Below are 23,984 nucleotides of genomic sequence, written 5' to 3'. Positions count from 1 at the left end.
AAGGCAATAAACAAACTTTTAGAACAATTATTAAGGCAATATTTTCAATTTTTAATAAATTTCTGCTAAATCAGGTATTCCTTAAAACAAGTAGAGGCTATCTTTTCAGACAACCTCGTTTTTTTTTAATTTTAGAAGTTATTATTTTAAAATGTGTTCACTTAAAATTTTATAAACTTCATTGATATTGTTCCCTCCCTTACCAAATTGTTTTGAGATAGGAGTGTCTTCACTTTTTAACCAAATTTTTAATTCAGCATCCATGTCCAGTATTCCAGCACTTTCTTTTGAAAACTTTTTGATACTAGAATAAGGAATTGACATATAGTCGACTTTAGTGCCAACTAATTGTTTCTCCACTAAAATCAACCTTTTATTGGTGAAAATAAAGATGTCTTTAATTACTTTATATGCTTTTTCGATTATTTCACCGTTAATTAAAATAGGTTCAAATTCTTTTGAAACATTTTCAATACTAACTTCTGATGCGTTGCCTAAAATGGCATTAAATAGTCCCATAATTTTTTAGAATTTATAATTTTCAAAAATAAATTAATTTCAGTGTTATTAATGCCAATATTTTACTAATTTTCATACAAAATTAACATACATGCTGATTAAAGTTTTTGGAAGTGCCGTTTTTGGAGTCGAAGCAACAACGATTACCGTCGAAGTAAATATTGATAAAGGTATAGGATATCATCTGGTAGGATTGCCCGATAATGCCATAAAAGAGAGTAGTTATAGAATTGCTGCCGCACTCAAAAATAATGGGTATGCGATGCCTGGTAAAAAAATTACCATCAATATGGCTCCAGCCGATTTACGTAAGGAAGGATCAGCTTATGATTTGACTTTGACTATTGGGATCTTAGTTGCTTCAGGGCAAATTAAAGCGGATGATGTTGATAAATACATAATTATGGGTGAACTTTCTCTTGATGGAGGATTGCAACCCATTCGCGGAGCTTTACCAATAGCCATAAAAGCTAAAGAGGAAGGTTTTAAAGGTTTTTTTCTTCCAAAGCAAAATGTAAAAGAAGCGGCAATTGTTGCTGGTTTAGATGTTTATGGAATAGAAAATATACAAGAAGTCATTGATTTTTTTGAAGGGAAAGGGACTTTGGAACCAACAAAAATAGACACTAGAGCTGAGTTTTATAAAGATTTAGATTTTCCTGAATTTGATTTTTCAGATGTCAAAGGACAAGAGAGTATTAAGCGGTGTATGGAAATTGCTGCTGCCGGAGGACATAATATCATTTTGATTGGTCCCCCAGGTGCAGGAAAAACAATGCTAGCCAAACGTTTACCCAGTATTTTGCCGCCCATGACTTTGCGTGAAGCATTAGAAACTACTAAAATTCATAGCGTAGCTGGAAAACTAAAAGAAGTGGGCTTGATGAATCAACGTCCCTTTCGAAGCCCGCATCATACGATTTCAAATGTGGCGCTTGTGGGAGGAGGAAGTTATCCGCAGCCTGGCGAAATTTCTATGGCGCACAACGGCGTTTTATTTTTGGATGAGTTACCGGAATTTAAACGTGATGTTTTGGAAGTGATGCGGCAGCCACTTGAAGATAGAGAAGTGACCATTTCCAGAGCTAAGTTTACCGTGACCTATCCATCATCTTTTATGCTGGTGGCTAGTATGAATCCTAGTCCAAGCGGTTTTTTTAATGACCCTGATTCGCCACAAACTTCTTCCCCACATGAAATGCAACGGTATTTGAGTAAAATTTCAGGGCCTTTATTAGATCGAATTGATATTCATATTGAAGTAACTCCAGTTCCTTTCGAAAAATTATCAGATGATAGAAAAGCAGAGAGTAGCGTTGACATTCGAAAACGAGTTACTGCGGCTCGAGAGATTCAAACAGAACGTTTTGAGCAAATGGAGAATATCCATTACAATGCTCAAATGAATACCAAACACATTCGGGAATATTGCGCTCTTGACGATGTTTCTAAGCAATTATTGAAAACGGCTATGGAACGATTGAATCTTTCCGCTAGGGCCTACGACAGGATTTTGAAGGTGGCACGCACGATCGCCGATCTTGATGCGGCGCCTACAGTAATTTCCAGCCATATTGCCGAAGCCATTCAGTATAGAAGTTTGGATCGTGATGGTTGGTTGGGGTGAATTAGATTTCAGATATTTGATTAACGATTTTTGATTGCATCTATTTAACCTCTGCCGAAGCTCCGCAAAGTCTCCGACTTTGAGGTAGTGATTTTCAGTCTCTGACTGACCTTAACAAAACAAAATGAAAGAGAAAGAAGGATTCATAATTCGAGATCAATCCAAAGCGCATTTTATAACTGCAACGGTTGTGGACTGGGTTGATGTTTTTTCTAGAAAAACCTATAAAGATTGCATCATCGAAAGTCTGGTTTTTTGTATAAAAAACAAAGGAATGATTTTGTATGGATTTGTAATTATGTCCAATCACATTCATTTAATCATTCAGTCAGAAAACAGTAAATTATCTGATTTGATTCGGGATTTCAAGAAGTTTACGGCAAACACCATTTTGAATAAAATAGAAACTGAGCCAGAAAGTAGAGCCGATTGGATGCTGAAACGTTTTGAATTTGCTTGCAAAAGTCATAGCCGAAATGAAAAATATCAGTTTTGGCAATATGGAAGTCATCCTGAAGAAATTTTTTCAGAAAAGTTCTTTTGGTCGAAATTGGATTATATTCATTTGAATCCTGTTCGAGCAGGAATTGTTGCTAGAGCTTCTCATTATGTTTATTCTAGTGCTTCTAATTATGTTGAAGATAGTGGAATTATAGCAGTTACAAAAGTTGATAATCCGGTAATAGATGTTTTGAAACCACAATCAATTAGCACTATTTATAATTGGTAACGAAGGTCGGAGACCTTTTGTCACATTCTCAAAGTCGGAGACTTTGCGTAGCGTGTACTAGAATCAACAGTGTAAAAGAGTATTGGGATACCATTTTAATAACCGCTTTAGCAATCGTAATCTTCTATTTTGTTTTCGAACTAAAATTAAAAAAGAAAAGTATAGAAATAAATAAGTCAAAAAAGAGTTTTCGATAGAAATCTCTTTTATTTTTGCCAAATGTTAGAAATTCTTTACCAAGACGAATATATTATTGCAATTAATAAACCAAGTGGATTGTTAGTTCACAAATCATTTTATGCGCGCGATGCAAAAGTGTTTGCTATTCAAGAATTGAGAAATCAAATAGGAGGGCAACACGTTTATCCTGTTCATCGGTTAGATCGCAAAACCTCTGGTGTCTTGTTATTTGCGTTGGATACAGCCGTTTTAAAAATTATGAATGATCGTTTTGCCACACGTGAAGTCGAAAAAAAATATTTAGCCATTTTACGGGGTTGGTCACCCGAAGAACTAACGATTGATTATGATTTAACCAATGATGATGGCATTATACAAAATTCAATAACCTACTTTCATCTATTGCAAAGTACCGAAATTGAGTTAGAATTTAACAATAAACCTACGTCACGATATTGTCTGGTAGAAGCGATTCCTGAAACTGGACGGATGCATCAATTACGAAAACATTTCAAACATATTTTTCATCCCATTTTAGGAAGTCGTCCACATGGTTGTAACAAACAAAATAAATTATGGTTGGAGCATTTTGAACTGAAAGGAATGATGCTTCATGCACATCAGTTAATTTTTAATCATCCCATAACAAATGAACAACTTATTTTGAATGCAAAGATTAATGAAGAGTTTAGCAGAGTGGGTACTATTCTTAATCTAGATTTGAGTACGTATGAATAGAATACTAATTTGTAAAGTAATGCTTTACATTATTGTTGTATTTGGAAACAATAGTTTTCAGTATAAAAATGAGCAGATCGCAGATTTTTGATTAAAGATTTTTGATTTTAACCTCTGCAAAATCGATGATTGGATTGCTAGCGCGAGCGTCCCGCTCGTGCCTATTATAAATTTTTAATGATTTACTTTTGTTAGTGTTCACGAGCGGGACGCTCGCGCCAGCGGGGAGACTGAAAAATACAGACTCAAAGTCGAAGACTTTGGGTAGCGGTAAAAGTCCCAATAATAGTATTATTTTTGTATTAACATTCCATCAATTTTATTAATCATCTCTTTAGCGTTTGCATTTTCGGGATTTAATTCGAATGATTTTTGATAGTTCTGTTTTGAAATTTCCAGTTGTCCATTATTAAAATAACTCTCTGCCAAACTATCAAAAGCATTGAATGATTTCGGATTTTCTTCTAAATTAAATTCTAAAACTTTGATTGCGTCGTTTAATCTATCATTATTCATCAAAGTGTATCCAATCATATTCAACACATCTTCAAAATGTAATATTGAATTTTTACTTTTTAATACAAAGTAGGTTTGTTTTGCTTTTTCGATATCATTTTTAAAAAAGGCAGCAGTTATTTCTTCTTCAACTAATAATTTTTTATCCATCAATCTTTCATCAACAATTCCTGCTATATGATTGATAACTTTTTCTTCAACATTAAAGTATTTGTAGCCATTTGATAGAAAAATAATTGTCAAATCATTAGCAGTAAATTTTCTAAATGCAGTCATATATCCGCCACTAAACCCAAATGATTTTAGATTGTTTGTTGAATATACGCTCCAACCATAAAGAAAGTCATCTTTCTTATTTTTAAATTCAAATTGGCTCCACATTGAATTTTTTGTTGTTTTGCTTAAAAGAATATTTTTATCTAATCTCTCATTCCAAGCTATAAATTCTTTGAGAGTAATATTTAATCCGCTTCCTGAATTGTGAATTTTACCGTGGTCAGCATTAAATCTTTCGTATTTTTTCTTTTTAAAATTAAATACGTGATGAATAACTCTATCCGAAATGAAATCTGAAGCATTTGCTGAAAAAACCACACCTTTTTTTACAGAGGGAAATTGATTTTTCAAAACATAATCTTCAAATGTTAACCCAGTTATTTTTTCAATAATTTTTGTGAGTAAGCAATAATTGGTTTGATTGTAACTGTAATGATCTCCCGTTTCAAACTCTATTGGTTTTTTGTATAATCGAACCCATTTTTCATTTTCATCTAAAGTATATGGAATATCTTCAAATTTTACAATATCAGGTAATCCTGATGAATGTGTTACGAGATTTTTGATTTTAACATCTTGCCATTCTTTAGGAAGATTATCCAAATATTTAGAAATTTTATCTTCTAACGATAGTTTATTTTTCTCAATAAGTTGAAAAACACCAACTGCTGAAATTAATTTAGTCGTGGAATATAATCTAAAAATGCTATTTTCATCTGAAAACGTATTTTCTTCTATTGAACCTTTTCCATAATATTTCTCGAAGATAACTTTTCCATTTTTGATAACGGCAATTGCTGAACCTGGAATTTCATTAACTACAATTGTTTCTTTTAGATAATTATCTATTTTTTGTTTTAACTCTTTTTTTGAATTTTCTATTTTTTGACTAAAACAAGAAATAGTTAGAGACAAAAAACTTAAAACTAAAATTGATTTCTTCATTTTTTTGATTGATTTTTTCTAAATGTAGTTTTTTATAATTATAGGTAACTTGCATTTATGTATGACAAAATCACACAAAGCCACCCAATATGGGGTAGATATATATGACAACAGTTATAGTATTTATTTCAAATATATTGATTTTTTCTTACAAGTTAGCTGGATATTGTAGTTTCATGGTATGAATTTACAAAATGGTATTATGAAAGTAAAAACGCTCTAAATAGCCCCGATAGAAATGAAAAACCTAGTGAGAGCTGGCGTTCAACTCTCACTAGGTTTGTAGTGTATAGCGGGAAAATACGTTCTTAAAAAACGAAAATATTCTGCTCCTAAAAAAAAATAAAAATTAATTATCTATTAAAACGTCTGTCGTTATTTTGACTTGGACGTCTTGGACCAAAACTATTGTTGCTGGTGCGGTTTGTAGTTTCGGTTTTTGGTTGCTTAGGAGTTGAATTCCGTTGTTGTCTTCCTTGACCTTGCTTAATTGGTTCCGTTGAAGCGTTAGGATCTGGCTCAAAACCTCTAATGTTTTCTTTAGGCAATTTCAAACCCACCAATTTTTCTATATCACGTAAAAAGACAGTTTCGTCTGGACTAAATAACGAAATAGCTTCTCCGCTTGCTCCGGCTCTACCAGTTCTACCAATGCGGTGAACGTAGTCTTCAGGAATGTTAGGCAATTCAAAATTGACCACATGCGGTAATAACGGGATGTCTAAACCTCGCGCTGCAATATCTGTAGCCACTAAAGCGGTTAGGCTTCCGTCTTTGAAACCCGCTAAGGCTTTGGTGCGTGCACCTTGCCCTTTATTTCCATGAATTGCAGATGCTTTGATTCCGGCACTAATCATGCTTTCCGTCAATTTATTGGCGCCTTGTTTGGTACGGGTAAAAACCAAAATTTGTTTCCAGTTTCCTTCCGTTATCAATTTAATGATCAGTTCTGTTTTTTTCTCTTTGGCAACAGGATATACTTTTTGAATGATAGCATCCACGGTTGTGTTTTCCGGAGTTGCTTCAACATGAACGGGGTGGTGCAAAATGCCCATGGCCAATTTCTTGATATCTGTTGAAAAGGTTGCCGAAAACATCAAATTTTGCCTTTTTGTAGGTAATACTTTTATGATGCGCTCAATGTCACGTACAAAACCCATGTCCAGCATACGGTCTGCTTCATCCAAAACTAAGATTTCAACTTTGGCTAGCGATATTAATCCTTGATTTTGCAAATCGATTAATCGACCTGGAGTGGCGACTAAAATATCGACACCTTGACGCAATTGAGTTACTTGTGGATTTTGGTTTACACCTCCAAAAATAACGGTACTTTTTAGGTCTAAGAACTCACTGTATTCTTTTATATTGGCCAATATTTGTGCTGCTAATTCTCTGGTTGGAGTCAATATTAAGGCACGAATAGGTCTTTGTCGCAATTGTTGACCTTGCGATAATAATTGTAATATGGGTAGTGTAAAACCGGCAGTTTTTCCTGTTCCTGTTTGTGCGGATGCTAAAACATCTTTGCCTTCTAATATTGAGGGAATTGCTTTTTGTTGTATTGGAGAAGGAGTTGTATATCCTTTTTTGCTGATGGCTTTAAGTAAAGCATCAGATAAGCCTAATGAGTTGAATGACATAAATGGTGTTTATAAAGTAAACACTATTATTTAGGTTACTTTTTTAATTGGGCGCAAAGGTACAGTTAATTTTTTCGATGTGCTTTTGATTGCTTGACTTTGTTTAAATAAAAGATAGTACTCGATTTTAATCCATTACAAACCAATGTCGAGACAAATATGGTTGGTTGGGATGATTTAGTTGTTCAGTATTCATTCGGTCTGAATACTTTTTATTCTAACCCTGCAAAAGTATCTCCTTGTTTGATATCTCCAGTTTTATATCCTTTCATAAACCAAAATTTACGCTGTTCAGAAGTACCGTGTGTAAAAGATTCGGGTACAATATGTCCTTGCATTTTACTTTGAATGGCATCATCTCCTACAGCCTGCGCTGCGCTTAAGGCTTCATCAATATCATCAATGTCAAGGTTTTCTTGATTGTGTTTTGCCCATACTCCGGCATAAAAATCAGCTTGCAGTTCCAATGCTACAGATAATTTATTGCCTTCAGCCTCACTTTTTCCTTCTTGTATTTCTCTCATTTTATTTGAAGTTCCTAGTAGATTTTGTATATGATGTCCAACTTCATGTGCAATTACATAGGCTACTGCAAAGTCACCCCCTTTAGCTCCAAATTTAGTTTGTAATTCATTAAAAAAATCTAAATCCATATATACTTTTTGATCTCTAGGACAATAAAAAGGACCAGAAGCTGAGGATGCACCTCCACATGCTGTTTCTACAGCTCCAGTGAATAAGACCATTCCAGGTTTTTTGTACGTCATATTATTTTCACTAAATATCTGTCCCCAAATATCTTCGGTATCGGCAAAAACTGTTTTAGGGAATTCAGCTAATTTTTTTTCTTCGACAGATAATTCTCTTTGTTCAGTAGGAGCATTTTGTCCTTGATTCATTTGTTCTAAAATAGGAGTTAGCATTTGACCATTTTCACCTCCAAAAATATTCAATAATAAAATTATTATTCCTATTATTCCGCCGCCAACAATGGTCTTGCCTCCTGACGACATACCTCTTCTATCTTCAACATTGTCACTTTGGCGTCTTCCTATCCATTTCATAATTTTATGTTTTTTTAGTTACTCCCTTTATAAAACTGACTCTAATTTAAAATATTTTTTAAAAATAAGAGTAAATTTCACTAGAATTAATCTATCCATTTAGAAAGAGTCTCTTCAATAATTCCTTTTATTATTGGTTTTGAAATATAATCATTCATTCCAGCATTGATACACTTGTCTTTTTCATCTTTCTCAGTACCGGCAGTTATTGCGATAATAGGAATTTTTTCACCAGCTTTTAAATTACGAATCTCATTAGTTGCTTCATATCCATTCATAATCGGCATTTGTATGTCCATGAAAATAATATCAGGATTTAGGGTTTCAAACTGATCTACAGCATCTTTACCATTGAAAACTTCAGAAATGATAACATCAGAATATAAATTTTTAATTATTGTTTTAAGCAATAACATGTTAACTTTATTATCCTCAACAATCATAATTTTTATTTTTTTAGGAATTTTATTGGTCTTAACCGGAGACTCTTTTTTATCAATCAATGTCTCAATTTCATTTTCGGATGTTTGATCGCTAATCGCTAAATCTAAATCGAAATAAAAAGTACTTCCTGTGTTGATAATACTTTCTAGTTGTAATTGACTATCCATCAAACCTAATAATTGATTTGAAATTGTTAAACCCAAACCGGTTCCACCAAATTTTCTGGTTGTAGAACTATCCTCCTGAGAAAAAGCCTGAAAGATTTTCTTTTGGTTTTCCTCTAAAATTCCAATTCCAGTATCTGTAACTGCAAAACGAATTTTTGCTCTGTAAACAGCTGTTTTTTCGATAACAGAAACATCTAATTTGATATTCCCTTTTTCTGTAAATTTTACTGCATTTGCTAAAAGATTAATTAGGATTTGTTTCAAACGAACACTGTCAATCCAAAAATATTTAGGGACATCTGGTAATATATTTAATTCTAAACCTAATTTTTTTTGATTGGATTCATATAAAATTAAATCAATGATTTGACTTAGTATTTCCTTAACATCATGTTTTTCAATAAATAAATCTAGTTTTCCGGCTTCTATTTTTGAAAAATCAAGAATGTCATTTATGATTTCTAACAAGGAATGAGCAGATTGATTTACAGTTGTCATGTATTTTTCCTGTGTTCTTCCCAAATTAGTTTTCATCAATAAATCAGTAAAACCAATAATTCCATTCAAAGGTGTTCTAATTTCATGACTCATATTTGCAAGAAATTCTGATTTTGCTTTGTTGGAAGCTTCAGCTAATTCTTTTGCTTTTATAAAAGTTTCGGTTTGTTTCCTCTCTGTAATATCAATAAAAATACCTTCTATGAATGCAATTTTTCCGTCTTTATAAATAGCATCACCAAATTCTTCTACCCATATAATTTCCTTGTTTTTATGAAGAATTCGATAAATAGAATGTATAGGTCTTCCGTTTTCTATAGCATCTTGTTCCTCCAGCAAAGTTCGTTCTTTGTCTTCGGGATGGATTAAATCAATGAAAGACAGTTTTTTAGTAAGGAAATCTGATTTAGGATAACCTGTCAGTTTTTCAATTTCATCGTTGATGTAAATTTTAGTGGCGTATTTGTCATATTTAGATAAATAAACAGTACCCGGAATATTGTTAGCTAATAATCGAAATTTTTCTTCACTTTCATATATTACAGTTTCATTTGTGATTCGCTCAATGGAGGCAGCAATATTTTTTGCTAATGTTTGTAGAATATTGACTTCATCTTCACTCCATATTCTTTCTTTTTCGGTGTCATCAAATCCTAAAAATCCATGAAATTTGTTTTTTACAAAAATTGGAAAAAGAATTAATGAAACTACATGAACATGAGATAGTTTAGTTCTTAAGGATTCATTTTCTATTTTTGGAACTACAGCTTCAAAAATTTTATTATTTAAAAGTGGCGTTAACAATTCCTCAAAATAGGCATGGGGTAAATTTTGAAGCTTGACATTGTTTTCAGTTAATTTAATATTGTTAATTATCCAACGGTATTTTTGGTTTATTAATCCTGTATTTGCATCATTTTCATAATAATAGGCACGATGTGATTTAGTGGCTTTACCTATGATTATAAGAACATCCGAAAAAATAGCATTAATATCTTTACTATTTAAAAATTTATCTGTGCAAAGTGCCATTGCCGATAAAAGATCACTTTTATATTCTAATTTTTTATCCGTTTCATGTCTCAGTTGTGATGCTATAGCTAAGGAAATAATATCAGATATTGTTCGAGCAAAATTGATGTCTTCATTATCCCAATTTCTAATAGTTCCAGTAGTTTCAAAGCTGATGGTTCCAAATAATTCACCATTTGTAAAAATGGGTATATCAAGCAATGACTTGATATTGTTTTTTAAAAAATAGCTTTCTGTAAATTCTGAAATCTCCATTTTATTTAAAACATCCGGGGCACAAATTTGTTTTTTATTTTTTATGGATTCAAAATAAATTGGAAATTTTTCTCTTTTTAAAGTATTTCCAATACTAAATTGATTAGCATCTAAATGATACAAATTCTCACAACTAATTAGGTCATCAGTGTATTTCCAATAACTGACGCGATTGCATTTTGAAGCTTTTGCGGCAGCTTCAAGTATTAATTTAATACTAATTTCTAAATTGCTATAACTGCTGAAATTTGTAGTGGATAATTTTTTGATTATTTTGTTATACTCTTCCGTTTTTTCTTGACGAATTTTATTTTCGGCTTCAATATTTTTAAGTTTAGTAATGTCTCTTGCAATACCAGAGTAGCCTACTATTTTATTAGAATCATTTCTACGAATAATTACTTTTTGGGAAATCCATATTATTTCTCCATTCTTTTTTAATAAAGGAATTTCGATTGTAGGAAAATCATTTTCGTTTTCTTCTAAGTTTTGATAAAATTGCATCATTTCATCGATGTAATCAGTTCGAATAAATTCTGAATAATTTCTAGTTAAAATCTCTTCTTCTGCGTAACCTAAAATTTTAATGGTAAAGTCATTAATAAATATAAAATTGCCATCATCATCTACCTCAAAAATAATATCAGTAGCGGTTTGAATTAAATTTTTATATTGATTTTGAATTTGAACTTCATTAGTTACATCTTGTCCAATACCTATAATTAGATCATCTGTAAATTTTTTATCTTTCCACTGGATGTATTTGTATTCTCCATTTTTGCATTTAAGTTTCCTTATAAACATTGCTTCTTCATTGAAATCAGTTTGGTATGCTTCGCCAATAAACTCATTGTCTTCAGTAAGTTCCCAATATCCTAATCCCAAAACTTCATTTATGGAATATCCTAAAATTGAAGTAATAGTTTCACTACAAAACGAAACCTCTCTTTTTCTATTTGTAGCAATAATAAGAGAATTTCCCTTATTTATAATTTGATCATTAAAACGAAATTTGTCTTTGATTTTTAATGATGATACATATCGAATGTAGTTTATGATGAATGTTATAAGGCAATAGTTGAATAATAGAATACTTGTTTTAAATGGAATTAATTCTAAGATCGTAACTGTAATCAAATAAAGAATAACAGATAGAACAAAAAACCAATACAATTTTAAAGGTTTGAGAACACTATAGGAAAAGAAAAAAGTGACTATAAATGCTATAATTGGAATAATGTCAGAAGGGGTGAAAATTAAATTTCTACAGATTAAACCAAAATATAATATAAAAACTACAATGAAAAAATGCTTAATATTTTTTAAAACATAGATAGATTTTGTACTAATAAAATACATAATCAATAAAGAAAAACCAATAAGACCGTTTGTAATTAATAAACTTTTTGGTCTTATATCAAAAAGTTCAAAATTAATTTCTATGATGGGCAGTATAAGTCCTAAAAATAAAAGATAGATTTGATATTCTTTATTTTTTGAATCACTAAAATGGTTTTTTTCTATAAATGTGCTGTTTAAATTTTTTTTGATTTTAAAAAAATTGTAGACTAACAAAAAAATAAAAAAAAGTAAAATAGTAATTACTAACCAAAATTTTAGGTCGCTATTAATCAGTTTTTTAATTAATAAAAAATGATTGAAAATTATTAAATCATTAAACGAACTAAAAAAAGTAAGTTTAAGTTTAGTTAATAATAAGGAGCTATAGTAGGATACCATAGAATATATTTTGCTTAGGTTTGAAAGACTCGATTTGGGTTTCTACCTTTTGGTCAAGTAATATAATGATTTTTTTAATCAAAAAACACAACATAAATTTTTTAGTTGTTTTTTTGATTATAAAAATTAAATATTTATAGTAATTTATTCCAATTCACTTTCTGAATCAATTCCTATGATAGAAATGTAAATGGAATAATACATAGAATACATAAAAGGAATAGTGAAGAACACACCAATACAACATCCTATAAATCCTACCATTGATGCTATAATAGCTACAATAATTAATCCTAAAATTACTAATGGTTGTTTTACAATAATGATGGCACTAGATTTAATAGCATCGATTGCTTTTAGATTGCCAAAAATAATAAGCGGAATAGTTAGGAAAGTAAAAAACGATAGTATCATAGATAACAAAGTTCCTATAAATTTAATTCCACTATAATCAAAAAGGGATGATAGTATTGAACTTAAAATAGAAATTGTTAAAGTTGAAATGACTAATTCTTTAAAATAGGGAGCCTTGTAATATTCGAAAACTGTTGAAACGTGAAATTCTTCATCTTTTTCAGCGCAATGAGCCATTTTGATTAATCCTGCTGGAAAAGGGCTTAATAGGCAAGTAAAAATTATTGCACTAACAATATATATCAAAAGAGAAATTCCTGTGAAATTTTCGTTTTTTAAATTTTGTAAAAACTGTTGATTCATACCAGACATTCCAAAAGTATAAATTATAATTCCAGCAGTCAGTATTCCTATCAATACGGAGAAAACAAATATCATTAAGCCAGCATATACAGCAATTTTTTTATAGTTTTCAAATGCCAAATTAAAAACGTTTGCAAAATCTAATTGGTATCCATTGTTTTTTATTTCTTCAATTTTTTCTTTTGTAGTTCTCATTAATTGGTTTGTTAGTTTTTATTATGTGAATTAAATGTATTTATATTTTAAAATAGACTTCTTCAAAAGGAATTCTAAAACGTTCTCCATAAACGCCCTGTTCCTCCCGAAGTCCACATCCTATAATCATATTTATTTCGGATGAAGCAGGTAAATGTAATATTTTTTTTATTCTTAGCGAATCAAAACCTTCCATAGGGCAAGTATCATAATTTATTGCTGCCTTAATTATCATAAAGTTTTGAGCAGCAAGTCCAGCGCTTTTATGAGCGACAATACGCATATCACTTTTTCTTGCTTCTCTGTAAATGTGTTTAAATAGTCCAATGATTTGAAAAGCAATGAATTTTACTATTCCAATAATCCCCAGAAAATCAAAATATAGCGTTGGAATAATTTTTTTATAATAATTCAAAGCAAATTTTTCTCTTTTCGAGTAAGTGGATTCTGGTTTGTTTCCATACAGTGATTTTAAATAATCAATATTTGACTGTACTCTTTTTCTCCATAAATCTTTTCTGGCGACAACTATAACCATTTGTTGTGCTGTTTTTGCTGCATTTTGGCCAAAACTCGCTCCTGTTATTTTTTGTATAATTTCAGGAGAAACGACATGATAAAATTCCCAAAGTTACATATTACTGCTCGTAGCTGCCAGTGTTGCTAATTGAATGCATTCTTTTACTTTTTGTGCATCAATGGGTTCGTTTTTAAAAAGCTGAACGGACCGTCGGTATTTAAAGACTTAACTTACCTGTTTTTCATTGGTTACAACCATTTTAATATTTTTTTTATTGTTTTTAATTTATCATGGTAAGGAGCGTAACGCATGGGTAAATCCAACCAGTTTGCTTTTTTTACGATTCCTTTTTTATGCGAAAAAGTGTCAAAACTAAAACTACCATGATACGCGCCTATTCCGCTATGTCCAACACCTCCAAAAGGTAATCTTTTATTAGAAAAGTGAATTACGGTATCATTGATACAGCCACCTCCAAAAGGGTATTTGTGTATGATCTTTTGTGCAAACGAATGATTTTCCGTAAAAATATATAAAGCTAATGGTTTCTCGAAATTAGAGATTATGGCATTTATTTCTGTCTCATTTTCATAGGAAAGAATGGGAAGCAAAGGACCAAAAATTTCCTCTTTCATGATCAGACTATCAACACTCGATTCATCAATAAGAGTGGGGGAGATGTAACAATTTTCAATTTCAGATTGGCCGCCAAAAACTACTTTGTTACTATCAATCATATTGACCAACCGAAGCCAGTTTTTTTGATTTATAATTCGGGCATAATCGGGCGATTGTTTAGGATTTTCACCGTAAGCTTTGGTGATTTCGTCTTTCATAAATTCTATGAAATGGCTTTTCATGTTTTTTTGAATTAAAATATAATCCGGTGCAATACAGGTTTGGCCAGCGTTTATAAATTTTCCCCAAACGATTCTTTTGGCTGCAAGTTTTAAATTGGCAGTTTCATCAATGATACAAGGATTTTTTCCGCCAAGTTCCAAGGTTACGGGAGTTAAGTGTTCGGCTGCCGCTTTTGCAACAATTTTGCCTACGGGAACACTTCCTGTAAAAAAGATATAATCCCAACGTTGTGAAAGCAGCTTCTGAGTGACTTCAACTCCGCCTTCTACAACTGCTACATGACTGATTTGGAATGTTTTTTCAATAATTTTTGTAATTATTTCAGCTGTTTTTGGAGTGAGTTCCGAAGGTTTAAGAACGACTTGATTTCCTGCTGCGACAGCTGAAATTAAAGGACAAAGCGCCAGTTGAAACGGATAATTCCAGGGTGCTATAATCAATACTTTGCCGTAAGGTTCGTTGTAAATATAATCGGTGGAAGGAAAATTGAGAATGGAAGGGAAGACTTTTTTTGGTTTAGTCCATTTATATAAATTCTTTATAGTGTCTTTTAATTCAGAAATAACGTAATTGGTTTCTGTGAGTACCGCTTCAAAAGCCGGTTTCTTAAAATCATCGTATAAAGCCTGAATAATCTCATTTTCATGAGTAATAATTACATCGAGTAACTTTAGTAACGTTTCTTTTCTAAATCCTATAGTCGTTTTATAATTCATTAGGCACGCACAATTTATTTAGTGCTATGCAAGTTAATTTTTATAATTTACATAATGAATTATTCTTTTAAAAAAATCACAACGCATCCCAGATTGAGTCAGATGGAGTGGGAGCAGTTATAGTGAGCGCTTCTTTTGTAACGGGATGTATGAATGTTAATTTCCGAGCGTGTAAATGAATTCCACCGTCTGGATTACTGCGGTCAAAACCATATTTTAAATCCCCTTTTATTGGGGAACCTATGGCAGAAAGTTGGGCTCTGATTTGGTGATGTCTTCCGGTGTGGAGATTGATTTCTAATGCAAAATAGTTAGTGAGTGCCTGAAATACTTTATAATCCAAACTGGCTAATTTACTTTCAGGAACTTCTTTTAGATGCGCCTTGGAAGTGTTGTTTTTTTCGTTTCTTTTTATATAATGAACGAGATTATCTTCATCTTTTGAAGGCTTGTTTTTTACGATTGCCCAATACGTTTTTTGAGTCTCCCGATTGCTGAACAGTTCATTCATTCGGGTTAAAGCCTTACTGGTTCTGGCAAAAACGACAATTCCAGTTGTCGGTCTGTCTAAGCGATGTACAACACCCAGAAAAACTTCCCCGGGTTTGTTGTATTTGTCTTTGATATATTCTTTGACAACTTCACTCAAAGGTTTATCGCCAGTTTTATCGCCTTGCACAATATCCCCCACGCGTTTATTGACCACAATAAGGTGGTTGTCTTCGTGAAGAATTTGGAGATTGTTTTTATTCGAAATTATTTTCATTTGGATTTTTAGATGGTTGGATTTTTAGATTGTTAGACTTCTTAGATCTAAATGGTCTAACTATCCAAAAATCTATGATGTCTAAATTAATATTGCTCATTAGCATTTGGAAAATCACTGGATTTCACATCAGCAACATATTGACTGATCGCAGTTGTCATTCCTTCGTATAAATTCATGTATCTTCTCAAGAAACGCGGGCTAAATTCATTGTTCATTCCAAGCATGTCGTGAATAACCAAAACTTGTCCGTCAACGCCGCCACCGGCACCAATACCAATAACCGGAATCGAAATACTTTTAGCTACTTTCTCGGCTAAATGAGCCGGAATTTTCTCTAAAACTAATCCGAAACAGCCTAATTTTTCTAATAATTTGGCATCTTCCATCAATTTTTCAGCTTCTTCCTCTTCTTTGGCACGAACCGTATAGGTTCCAAATTTATAAATAGATTGTGGGGTTAAACCCAAATGTCCCATCACTGGAATTCCGGCGTTTAATATTTTCTTGATAGAATCTTTAATTTCTTTTCCACCTTCCAGTTTTACGGCATGCCCGCCACTTTCCTTCATGATTCTGATAGCAGAACGCAACGCTTCTTTTGGGTCTGATTGGTAGCTTCCAAAAGGTAAATCAACCACAACCAAAGCTCTTTCTATAGCTCTTACTACAGAGGATGCGTGGTATATCATTTGGTCCAAAGTAATAGGCAAAGTCGTTTCGTGTCCAGCCATTACATTTGAAGCTGAATCACCAACAAGGATTACATCGATTCCAGCAGTATCAACAATTTTAGCCATGGTATAATCATAAGCGGTCAGCATGGAAATTTTCTCTCCATTGGCTTTCATTTCAATTAGTGACTTTGTTGTAATTCTTTTGTAATCTTTTTTTGCTACAGACATTTAATATTAGATTTCAGATTTAGTTTGTAAAAGTAGTAAAATCGATTAGTTTTAAACAAAAAAATGGACTTGAAATAATTCAAATCCATTTTTAACTGTTGTTAAATTTAAAATATTTAAAGTTATGTAAGTGATTTTTTTATTACTAAAAAACCATTTCCAACATAATCTAAGCTGTTTTTTTATTGATCCATTGTCTTACAGGTATGTCGTATAATTTCAAGCAAATGTAAGCAAGCGCAACACACGATACTAAAACTAAGATACTCACCGGAAATGCTTCACTAAAAGGTATTTTATGATCTGCTACCCATCCTGTATAGATGTATATTATTGGATAGTGCGTAATGTATATTGGATACGAAATATCACCGAAAAATTTGCATATCCGTGAAGAAAATTTACTTGTAATGGCTCCGCTTGCCGCCAAGAAAATAATCAGAGGGAAAAATAAAATTACAACTGCTGAATCATAAATACCATTCAACCATAAATGCTCGCTTCCACCAATCCTTGGCATAGCTAAGGTTATTATAACTAGTAAACTACACCAAAAAAAAGCATTTTTTACATGAATTAATTTTCCCATACGGAAAAGCAATAATCCTGCAAAAAACGGATACATCATTCGAGCAAAACCAATATGTATTTGCGTTGGTTCTAACGACCATCCTCCAATAATATCTCCATTTGGACTTGTAACAGCAAGATGAATTAATGCACAACCGGCAAGAAATACGAGTATCGAAAGCGCTGTTTTTGAAAATTTTCTGACAAAAAGCGCATACAAAATATTGGCAATATATTCATAAAACAAAGACCAGCCTGGGCCATTTAACGGATGCAGTTCTGTCCAGCCACGAATATCTAAAGACGGTGGGACAGGAATCAGCGTAAATCCAATGAACATTACCAATAGCATTTTCCATACCGGGACATCATGAATAGTAGGCCACAATACCGAATCTTGAAAATAGAATAACAAAGCTCCGATAATCATTCCCATAATCACCATGGGCTGAAGCCGAATCAATCGGCGTTTGAAAAAATTCCCAATCGACATAGTTTCCCATCGGTCATCATAGGCATAGCCAATAACAAAACCAGATAATAAAAAGAAAAAATCAACTGCAAGATACCCGTGGTTTATTATTTGGTCCAGATGACTTGTAGCATGTGCCTCAAAAATGTGAAAAGCAACCACCATCAATGCGGCTACGCCACGCAAACCATCTAAAATAGGATAATGGGGTTTTGATTTTAAAGTGCTTATATTCATGTTTTTTATCTTGTGTTTTGTCGTAAGTTAGTATTGGGTTTCAAAAGTATCTATTTCTCTTCTTAAAAAAGCATTTTTTCTACTTGATCGTTAAAATAGTTAAAGGGTAAATAAATTTATCAAACTTCTTTCCAATTAGCATAAGATGCAAAAACTGAAACAGCACTTAATTTTTGTTTTAAAAGCCCAACATTACTGTCAGGCTTTTAAGTACTACTTCTTTGCAGAAGCTGCATCAATAATTTAATAATTGAAAGGTATAAATTAGTGTTTCAAGTCTGCAAATTTTGTGTCCGGAGCAAACGCAGCATTTGTTTTTTCAACAATTTTTTCTTTTGCTAAAGTAAAATTTGCTGTTTGCTTAATATTTAATGATGACGTTCCAATTGACACTTTATAAGAGCCTGCTTCAGCAATCCAAGCATTTTTGTTTGGAATAAATGAAGCCAAATCTTTTGAATTTAGTGTCAATACAATCGTTTGACTTTCTCCAGCTTGTAATAAATTAGTTTTACCAAAAGCTTTTAATTCTTCAGTTGGTTTGTCAATTGTTTTTGCTGGCGCAGAAAGATATAATTCTACTACTTCTTTACCTGCTATTTTACCGGTATTTTTTACGGTTACGGTAACATTCATTTTGTCTGAAAATGTGCTTGAACTCAATTTTAAATTAGATATATCAAATGTGGTATACGATAATCCATAACCAAATTCATAAGATGGTTTTACTTGAAATGTGTTGAAATAACGGTATCCAACATAAATTCCTTCTTCATAAGTTACACTTGTAGGATTTTCAGCAGGTGTTCCAATCCAGTTTTTAGCGGATGGTGTATCTTCATATTTTATTGGGAAAGTCATAGTTAATTTTCCAGAAGGAGTTACTTTTCCAGAGAAAACATCTGCAACAGAATTTCCACCTTCCTGACCCGGTTGCCAAGGTAAAAGGATAGCATCTACTTTATCTTTCCAGCTTGCCGTTTCGATTACACCACCAATGTTTAAAACGACCACCACTTTTTTGCCTTGAGCATGAAAAGCTGTTGAGACCTTATTGATTAAGTTAATTTCATCTTGAGCTAAATTAAAATCTTCATCTACTTTACGGTCATCGCCTTCACCAGCATTTCTTCCAATTGTGATTAATGCCAATTCAGAAGTGTTCGCTTTATTTTTAACGATTTCTGAATTTAATTCTAATTCAGGAAGTCTTTTTGGAGTTGCCAATAAACCTTCTTTTTCACGTCTTTTTGTTTCAATCTCTTTTTGAGTAGCCGTATAAGGTTTGTATAATCCTTCTAATTCTTTGTCAATAGAGAATCCGGAGTTCGTTAAGCCATCAATTAATGAAACAGAATAGGCTTCGTTAACATCACCACTACCAGTTCCCCCAGAAATAAAATCATAAGAGGTTACACCAAAAACGGCTAAAGGAGCTGATTTTGAAGTAAAAGGCAATACATTGTTATTGTTTTTTAATAAAACAACCCCTTCTGCGGCAGCTTGTCTGGTAACTTCTGCATTTTCTTTTAAGTTTGGTTTGTTAGAATATTTATAATTGCTCATTGCCGGAGATCTCATAACCAATTCTAATACTCTTCTTAAATTGATATTGATTGCTTCTTTAGATAATTTTCCGCTTTTTATATCTGCAGCAATTACTTTTTGTTGTGAAGGTAAACCAGGCATCAATAAATCATTTCCTGCTGTAAGTTGTTTGGCCACATCACTAACAACGTCTTTATTCATAATAGCTCCAAATCCATTATAACCTCCAAACCAGTCGGTCATTACTAATCCTTTAAAACCCCATTCGTCACGAAGTACGGTAGTCAATAGATCTTTACGTGCTGATGTGTATGTGCCATTTAATAAGTTATAAGAGGACATTACCGTCCATGGTTGTGCTTCTTTAACAGTAATTTCAAATCCTCTTAGGTATATTTCACGTAACGCTCTTTCACTAACATGTGCATTAACACCCATTCTGTTTCTTTCCTGATTATTGGCAGCAAAGTGTTTTATTGAAGTTCCTACGCCATTAGATTGTATACCATTTACCATTGCAGCTGCAATTTTCCCGGCTATTAATGGATCTTCAGAATAGTATTCAAAATTTCTTCCACATAATGGGTTTCTGTGAATATTCATTCCCGGACCTAATAAAACATCTACTCCATATTCTTTTACCTCATTCCCCATTGCTTTACCAACAGTGTTGATAAGTGCTACATTCCAAGTAGAAGCTAATGCTGTTCCCACAGGGAATGCGGTAGCATAATACGTATTCGGATCCTCTTCTCTAATGGATTTGATACGTAAACCAGCAGGACCATCAGATACAATTACGGAAGGAATTCCTAAACGAGAAATAGCTGTTGTTCCTCCTGCGGAACCGGGAACTTTTGCGGTGTCTTTTCCAGTAGTGAACTGCATTTTTGCCCAATCAAAACCAGGCATTCCAATTCCAATAAGCATACTCGCTTTTTCGTCATCAGTCATTTGATTGATTAAATCTTGAATTCGGTCTTGACTTGAAAGACGGTAATCTTCATATCGGTCTAACTTTCCATTTTTATTTAAATCAGAAAAGGTAAATCCATTAACAGTGATTATTGGGTTGGGTGTAGTCTCTTTTATTTCAGGGTTTTTTGCCCAAGAAATTCCAGAAATGACAAGCGCTGACAGCAGCGAAGTCTTTGCGATTTTTGAAATTGAATTGTTCTTCATTTGGTTTTTTTAGTAAATAGTTTTTTATTGCTTCATTATGAAGCAATATTAATTATTTTTTTTAATATTTGCAAAAAAAGACAGTTTATTTTTTGAGTATCAGTTTTTAAAGTAAAAATTATAATCAATTTCGTATTTTCGCGATCAATATAAAACAATGGAATTTAATAAAATAATAGAGGGAAAATCAGCGGAAGCTTGGGACATATATATCCCAAATTTATCCGTGGATTGTGTCGTTTTTGGATTTCATGACACGACCTTAAAAGTATTGGTTACAAGACTAAAAGAAGTAGATCTTTGGGCTCTTCCTGGAGGATATGTTTTAAAAATAGAAAATCTTAAAGAGGCGGCCAATAGAATTTTATTTAGTAGAACAGGAGCAGAAAATATTTATTTGCAAGAATTTAAAGTTTTTAGTGATTTGAATCGCTCTGATGGGATTTTTGATGATTTTCCGGATACGTTATGGAACAAACAGCGATTTCTATCCGTTGGATTTTATGCCTTAGTCGATTTTCATCATGTAAATTTAGTTATGGATGATTTTTCTGATGCGCTCGAATGGAAATCAATTGATGAATTACCAGATTTTATGATGGATCACAGAAGTATTTTTGATAAAGCATTAGAAACGCTGCGCAGACAATTGAACCATAAACCGATTGGCTACAGTTTATTGCCTGAAAAATTTACGATGCCCGAACTTCAAAAATTGTATGAAATTATTTTGGCAAAGAAGTTGAATCGCGGTAATTTTTATAGAAAGATGCTGCGGTATGATATTCTCGAAAAATTAGAAGAAAGCAGAAAAGGAGGCGCGCACAAAGCACCGGATTTATATAAATTTGATTTAGAGAAATACCGATTAGCACTTAAAAATGGATTAAATGAAGGGTGGTAGCAGTTTTAACTTGTTGAAGGAGTGCATTTATATTTTCATCATTGACCGCGAATAAAAATTACTAACCGGAAACGTTTTAAGAAACCAGCAAAAGAAATCTTTATAAAATCTTTATATCATGTTTCGATATATTATAAAATACTTACAGCAGATCATTTAACTTTGTAGTCTTAATAAGAAAGATAATTGTGAGAAGTATTTTAAACCAAATAAAAAGAGAAAACCAATACCTGATATGTATATTGTCAGTAAGCATAGTTGCTTCGCTATGTTTGTTCACCAGAGATTATTTGGATTATAAAATTGTGGGTTATTTATTGCTGGTTGTAGTTTCTTTATTAGCTACATTTTTAGATATTTTGCCAGTATTGTTAAGTGCTATTTTAAGTGCTTTAATCATGAATTTTTTCTTTTTGAAACCCTATTATACATTTCATATCAGTAATGCCGAAGATTCTTTATTATTGTTTTTATTCTTTCTAATTGCACTCATCAACGGAGTTTTGACCTATAGAATTAGAAAAGCCGAAAAAATATTGCAAATAAAAGAACTTAGGATAAATACAATGAAGCTATACGATGCTTTATTGGATTCATTATCACATGAATTACGGACTCCCATTTCTACAATTATGGGTTCCATAGATACGATACAAAGTAAAACGTTAACTATTTCTGAGGAAAATAAACAAAAATTATATTCAGAAATCGAAAAAGCATCTTTACGTTTAAATCATCAAGTGGAGAATTTATTGAATATGTCCAGGTTAGAATCGGGGGTAATACAACCAAAAATGGATTGGTGTGATTTAAAAGAATTGGTTTATAATGTTTTGGATACCCTGAAAGATGATCTGCAATTTCATAAAGTTGTTGTTGTTGCCGATGAAAATTTACCGCTTTTCAAATTAGATTATGGTTTAATGGAACAAATTATTTACAACTTGGTTTTTAATGCCTCACAGTATACTCCAAAAGGTGCTAAAATAGAGATCAAAGTAGAATATAATCCGGATATTGATTTTGAATATAATCCAGATAAATTAATGCCATGTGTCATCACTATTTCCGATGATGGAGGCGGTTTTCCGGAAGCTGAAATAGATAAAGTCTTTGATAAGTTTTACAGACTGCAAAATTCTAAAACGGGAGGAACCGGATTAGGATTGTCTATTGTTAAAGGTTTTGTGGAAGCCCAAAATGGTAAAATAACTTTAGAAAATAAAGAAGAAGGCGGTTCCGCTTTTAAAATATATTTCCCAACATTAGTAATGAATACAGCAGCCATTTCAAATGAATAATTCAGCCGAAATATTAATCATAGACGATGAAATCCCAATTAGGAAACTACTCGAAATCGCTTTAGATTCAAATGGATATAAAACTATTTTTGCAGTAAATGGAAAGGAAGGGATATCGCTTGCCGCAAATTATCAGCCGGATTTAATCATCTTGGATTTAGGTTTGCCAGACGAAGATGGACAGATCATTTTAAAAAGATTGAGAGAATGGTATAAAAAGCCTATTCTAATCTTAACGGTAAAAAATACCGAAGAAGAAATTGTAAAAGCACTCGATAATGGTGCCAATGATTATTTGGCAAAACCATTTAGAACCCAAGAATTATTGGCTAGAATTCGAACCGCTTTAAGGAATTTAAACCAAGATGAAAATGAACCAATAATTGAGTTTGGAGAAATTTCGATTGATTTTACTTCAAGAATCGTGAAGTTAAAAAATGAAATTCTAAAATTAACAGCAACGGAATATAATTTGCTTTCTATTTTGATTAAAAATGAAGGCAGAGTACTCACGCATCAGTATTTACTCAAACAAGTTTGGGGCAACAGCTATTCTGACCAAACACAATACCTGCGTGTTTTTGTGGCTCAACTTCGTAAAAAAATTGAAGAAGACCCAAACCGACCTAAATATATCATCACAGAATCCGGAGTTGGTTATCGCTTTAACACCAGCTAAAACCCTTAATGCTTAAGTAATAATCAAAAAATGACAA

At 32.3% G+C, this 23,984-nt stretch carries 17 protein-coding genes and 1 pseudogene; 6 read left to right on the top strand and 12 right to left on the bottom strand.

Annotated elements, in window-relative coordinates:
* Window positions 1–141: 141 nt before the first annotated feature.
* Entirely contained in the window at window positions 142–519 is a 378-nt protein-coding gene (locus ACM55I_RS02950) for a PH domain-containing protein (protein ID WP_416845281.1), read from the bottom strand.
* A 91-nt stretch (window positions 520–610) separates the two neighbouring features.
* Between ACM55I_RS02950 and ACM55I_RS02945 the strand changes: the two genes are divergently transcribed.
* The 3 genes from ACM55I_RS02945 to ACM55I_RS02935 all read left to right on the top strand — a co-directional run bounded on the left by ACM55I_RS02945 (window position 611) and on the right by ACM55I_RS02935 (window position 3,794).
* Window positions 611–2,146, top strand: a complete 1,536-nt coding sequence (locus ACM55I_RS02945) for a YifB family Mg chelatase-like AAA ATPase (protein WP_416845280.1) — start codon at window positions 611–613, stop codon at window positions 2,144–2,146.
* Window positions 2,147–2,270: 124 nt separating this feature from the next.
* Window positions 2,271–2,876, top strand: a complete 606-nt coding sequence (locus ACM55I_RS02940; RefSeq protein ID WP_416845279.1) for an REP-associated tyrosine transposase — start codon at window positions 2,271–2,273, stop codon at window positions 2,874–2,876.
* A 219-nt stretch (window positions 2,877–3,095) separates the two neighbouring features.
* Window positions 3,096–3,794 (top strand): pseudouridine synthase, encoded by a 699-nt coding sequence (locus ACM55I_RS02935; RefSeq protein ID WP_416845278.1) that lies wholly within the window; start codon window positions 3,096–3,098, stop codon window positions 3,792–3,794.
* Window positions 3,795–4,085: 291 nt separating this feature from the next.
* Here the strand turns inward: ACM55I_RS02935 and ACM55I_RS02930 are convergent, their stop codons facing one another.
* From ACM55I_RS02930 to ACM55I_RS02880, 11 genes and pseudogenes are all read right to left on the bottom strand, one after another.
* On the bottom strand, window positions 4,086–5,531 hold the full coding sequence (locus ACM55I_RS02930; protein WP_416845277.1) for a serine hydrolase: 1,446 nt from the start codon (window positions 5,529–5,531) through the stop codon (window positions 4,086–4,088).
* Window positions 5,532–5,884: 353 nt separating this feature from the next.
* Window positions 5,885–7,174 carry a DEAD/DEAH box helicase gene (locus ACM55I_RS02925; protein WP_416845276.1) on the bottom strand — a complete coding sequence of 430 codons (1,290 nt, stop codon included), beginning with the start codon at window positions 7,172–7,174 and terminating at the stop codon, window positions 5,885–5,887.
* Between the two features lie 212 nt (window positions 7,175–7,386).
* Window positions 7,387–8,238, bottom strand: a complete 852-nt coding sequence (gene ypfJ / locus ACM55I_RS02920; protein WP_416845275.1) for a KPN_02809 family neutral zinc metallopeptidase — start codon at window positions 8,236–8,238, stop codon at window positions 7,387–7,389.
* Window positions 8,239–8,324: 86 nt separating this feature from the next.
* The gene (locus ACM55I_RS02915) at window positions 8,325–11,807 is read right to left on the bottom strand and encodes a PAS domain S-box protein (RefSeq protein ID WP_416845274.1); all 3,483 of its coding nucleotides are present in this window, start codon (window positions 11,805–11,807) and stop codon (window positions 8,325–8,327) included.
* 711 nt (window positions 11,808–12,518) lie between these two features.
* The gene (locus ACM55I_RS02910) at window positions 12,519–13,286 is read right to left on the bottom strand and encodes a hypothetical protein (RefSeq protein WP_416845273.1); all 768 of its coding nucleotides are present in this window, start codon (window positions 13,284–13,286) and stop codon (window positions 12,519–12,521) included.
* Between the two features lie 40 nt (window positions 13,287–13,326).
* Window positions 13,327–14,013: pseudogene (locus tag ACM55I_RS02905) on the bottom strand (nitroreductase family protein); the annotation flags it as partial.
* A gap of 41 nt (window positions 14,014–14,054) precedes the next feature.
* Window positions 14,055–15,383, bottom strand: a complete 1,329-nt coding sequence (locus tag ACM55I_RS02900) for an aldehyde dehydrogenase (RefSeq protein WP_416845272.1) — start codon at window positions 15,381–15,383, stop codon at window positions 14,055–14,057.
* 76 nt (window positions 15,384–15,459) lie between these two features.
* Window positions 15,460–16,149, bottom strand: coding sequence for an RluA family pseudouridine synthase (locus ACM55I_RS02895; RefSeq protein WP_416845271.1), 690 nt, complete (start codon window positions 16,147–16,149; stop codon window positions 15,460–15,462).
* Between the two features lie 86 nt (window positions 16,150–16,235).
* Window positions 16,236–17,054, bottom strand: coding sequence for a 3-methyl-2-oxobutanoate hydroxymethyltransferase (gene panB / locus ACM55I_RS02890; protein WP_416845270.1), 819 nt, complete (start codon window positions 17,052–17,054; stop codon window positions 16,236–16,238).
* 169 nt (window positions 17,055–17,223) lie between these two features.
* On the bottom strand, window positions 17,224–18,333 hold the full coding sequence (locus ACM55I_RS02885; protein WP_416845269.1) for an acyltransferase family protein: 1,110 nt from the start codon (window positions 18,331–18,333) through the stop codon (window positions 17,224–17,226).
* A gap of 264 nt (window positions 18,334–18,597) precedes the next feature.
* Window positions 18,598–21,063: a glycoside hydrolase family 3 N-terminal domain-containing protein gene (locus ACM55I_RS02880; protein ID WP_416845268.1), complete on the bottom strand. Its 2,466-nt coding sequence runs from the start codon at window positions 21,061–21,063 to the stop codon at window positions 18,598–18,600.
* Between the two features lie 157 nt (window positions 21,064–21,220).
* On the opposite strand from ACM55I_RS02880, the gene ACM55I_RS02875 reads away from it, so the two are divergent.
* The 3 genes from ACM55I_RS02875 (at window position 21,221) to ACM55I_RS02865 (ending at window position 23,947) form a co-directional block, all read left to right on the top strand.
* Window positions 21,221–21,967 (top strand): NUDIX domain-containing protein, encoded by a 747-nt coding sequence (locus ACM55I_RS02875; RefSeq protein ID WP_416845267.1) that lies wholly within the window; start codon window positions 21,221–21,223, stop codon window positions 21,965–21,967.
* 188 nt (window positions 21,968–22,155) lie between these two features.
* Entirely contained in the window at window positions 22,156–23,268 is a 1,113-nt protein-coding gene (locus tag ACM55I_RS02870; protein ID WP_416845266.1) for a sensor histidine kinase, read from the top strand.
* The gene (locus ACM55I_RS02865; RefSeq protein WP_416845265.1) at window positions 23,261–23,947 is read left to right on the top strand and encodes a response regulator; all 687 of its coding nucleotides are present in this window, start codon (window positions 23,261–23,263) and stop codon (window positions 23,945–23,947) included. Before ACM55I_RS02870 ends, ACM55I_RS02865 begins: the two co-directional genes overlap by 8 nt.
* The last annotated feature ends 37 nt before the right edge of the window (window positions 23,948–23,984 follow it).

The sequence above is a fragment of the Flavobacterium algoris genome (assembly GCF_048158525.1).
In the GTDB taxonomy this organism is placed as follows: Bacteria; Bacteroidota; Bacteroidia; order Flavobacteriales; family Flavobacteriaceae; genus Flavobacterium; species Flavobacterium algoris.
The sequence above is the reverse complement of the archived record's forward strand: the minus strand, read 5'-3'. Positions and strand labels throughout refer to the sequence as shown.

Excerpts from the sequence above, each read along its gene's own strand:
- ACM55I_RS02885 (WP_416845269.1), bottom strand. The coding sequence starts at position 18,333 with ATGAATATAAGCACTTTAAAATCAAAACCCCATTATCCTATTTTAGAT.
- ACM55I_RS02910 (WP_416845273.1), bottom strand. The coding sequence starts at position 13,286 with ATGAGAACTACAAAAGAAAAAATTGAAGAAATAAAAAACAATGGATAC.
- ACM55I_RS02940 (WP_416845279.1), top strand. The coding sequence starts at position 2,271 with ATGAAAGAGAAAGAAGGATTCATAATTCGAGATCAATCCAAAGCGCAT.
- ACM55I_RS02945 (WP_416845280.1), top strand. The coding sequence starts at position 611 with ATGCTGATTAAAGTTTTTGGAAGTGCCGTTTTTGGAGTCGAAGCAACA.
- ACM55I_RS02935 (WP_416845278.1), top strand. The coding sequence starts at position 3,096 with ATGTTAGAAATTCTTTACCAAGACGAATATATTATTGCAATTAATAAA.
- ACM55I_RS02895 (WP_416845271.1), bottom strand. The coding sequence starts at position 16,149 with ATGAAAATAATTTCGAATAAAAACAATCTCCAAATTCTTCACGAAGAC.
- ACM55I_RS02875 (WP_416845267.1), top strand. The coding sequence starts at position 21,221 with ATGGAATTTAATAAAATAATAGAGGGAAAATCAGCGGAAGCTTGGGAC.
- ACM55I_RS02900 (WP_416845272.1), bottom strand. The coding sequence starts at position 15,383 with ATGAATTATAAAACGACTATAGGATTTAGAAAAGAAACGTTACTAAAG.
- panB (WP_416845270.1), bottom strand. The coding sequence starts at position 17,054 with ATGTCTGTAGCAAAAAAAGATTACAAAAGAATTACAACAAAGTCACTA.
- ACM55I_RS02865 (WP_416845265.1), top strand. The coding sequence starts at position 23,261 with ATGAATAATTCAGCCGAAATATTAATCATAGACGATGAAATCCCAATT.
- ACM55I_RS02930 (WP_416845277.1), bottom strand. The coding sequence starts at position 5,531 with ATGAAGAAATCAATTTTAGTTTTAAGTTTTTTGTCTCTAACTATTTCT.
- ypfJ (WP_416845275.1), bottom strand. The coding sequence starts at position 8,238 with ATGAAATGGATAGGAAGACGCCAAAGTGACAATGTTGAAGATAGAAGA.
- ACM55I_RS02950 (WP_416845281.1), bottom strand. The coding sequence starts at position 519 with ATGGGACTATTTAATGCCATTTTAGGCAACGCATCAGAAGTTAGTATT.
- ACM55I_RS02880 (WP_416845268.1), bottom strand. The coding sequence starts at position 21,063 with ATGAAGAACAATTCAATTTCAAAAATCGCAAAGACTTCGCTGCTGTCA.
- ACM55I_RS02925 (WP_416845276.1), bottom strand. The coding sequence starts at position 7,174 with ATGTCATTCAACTCATTAGGCTTATCTGATGCTTTACTTAAAGCCATC.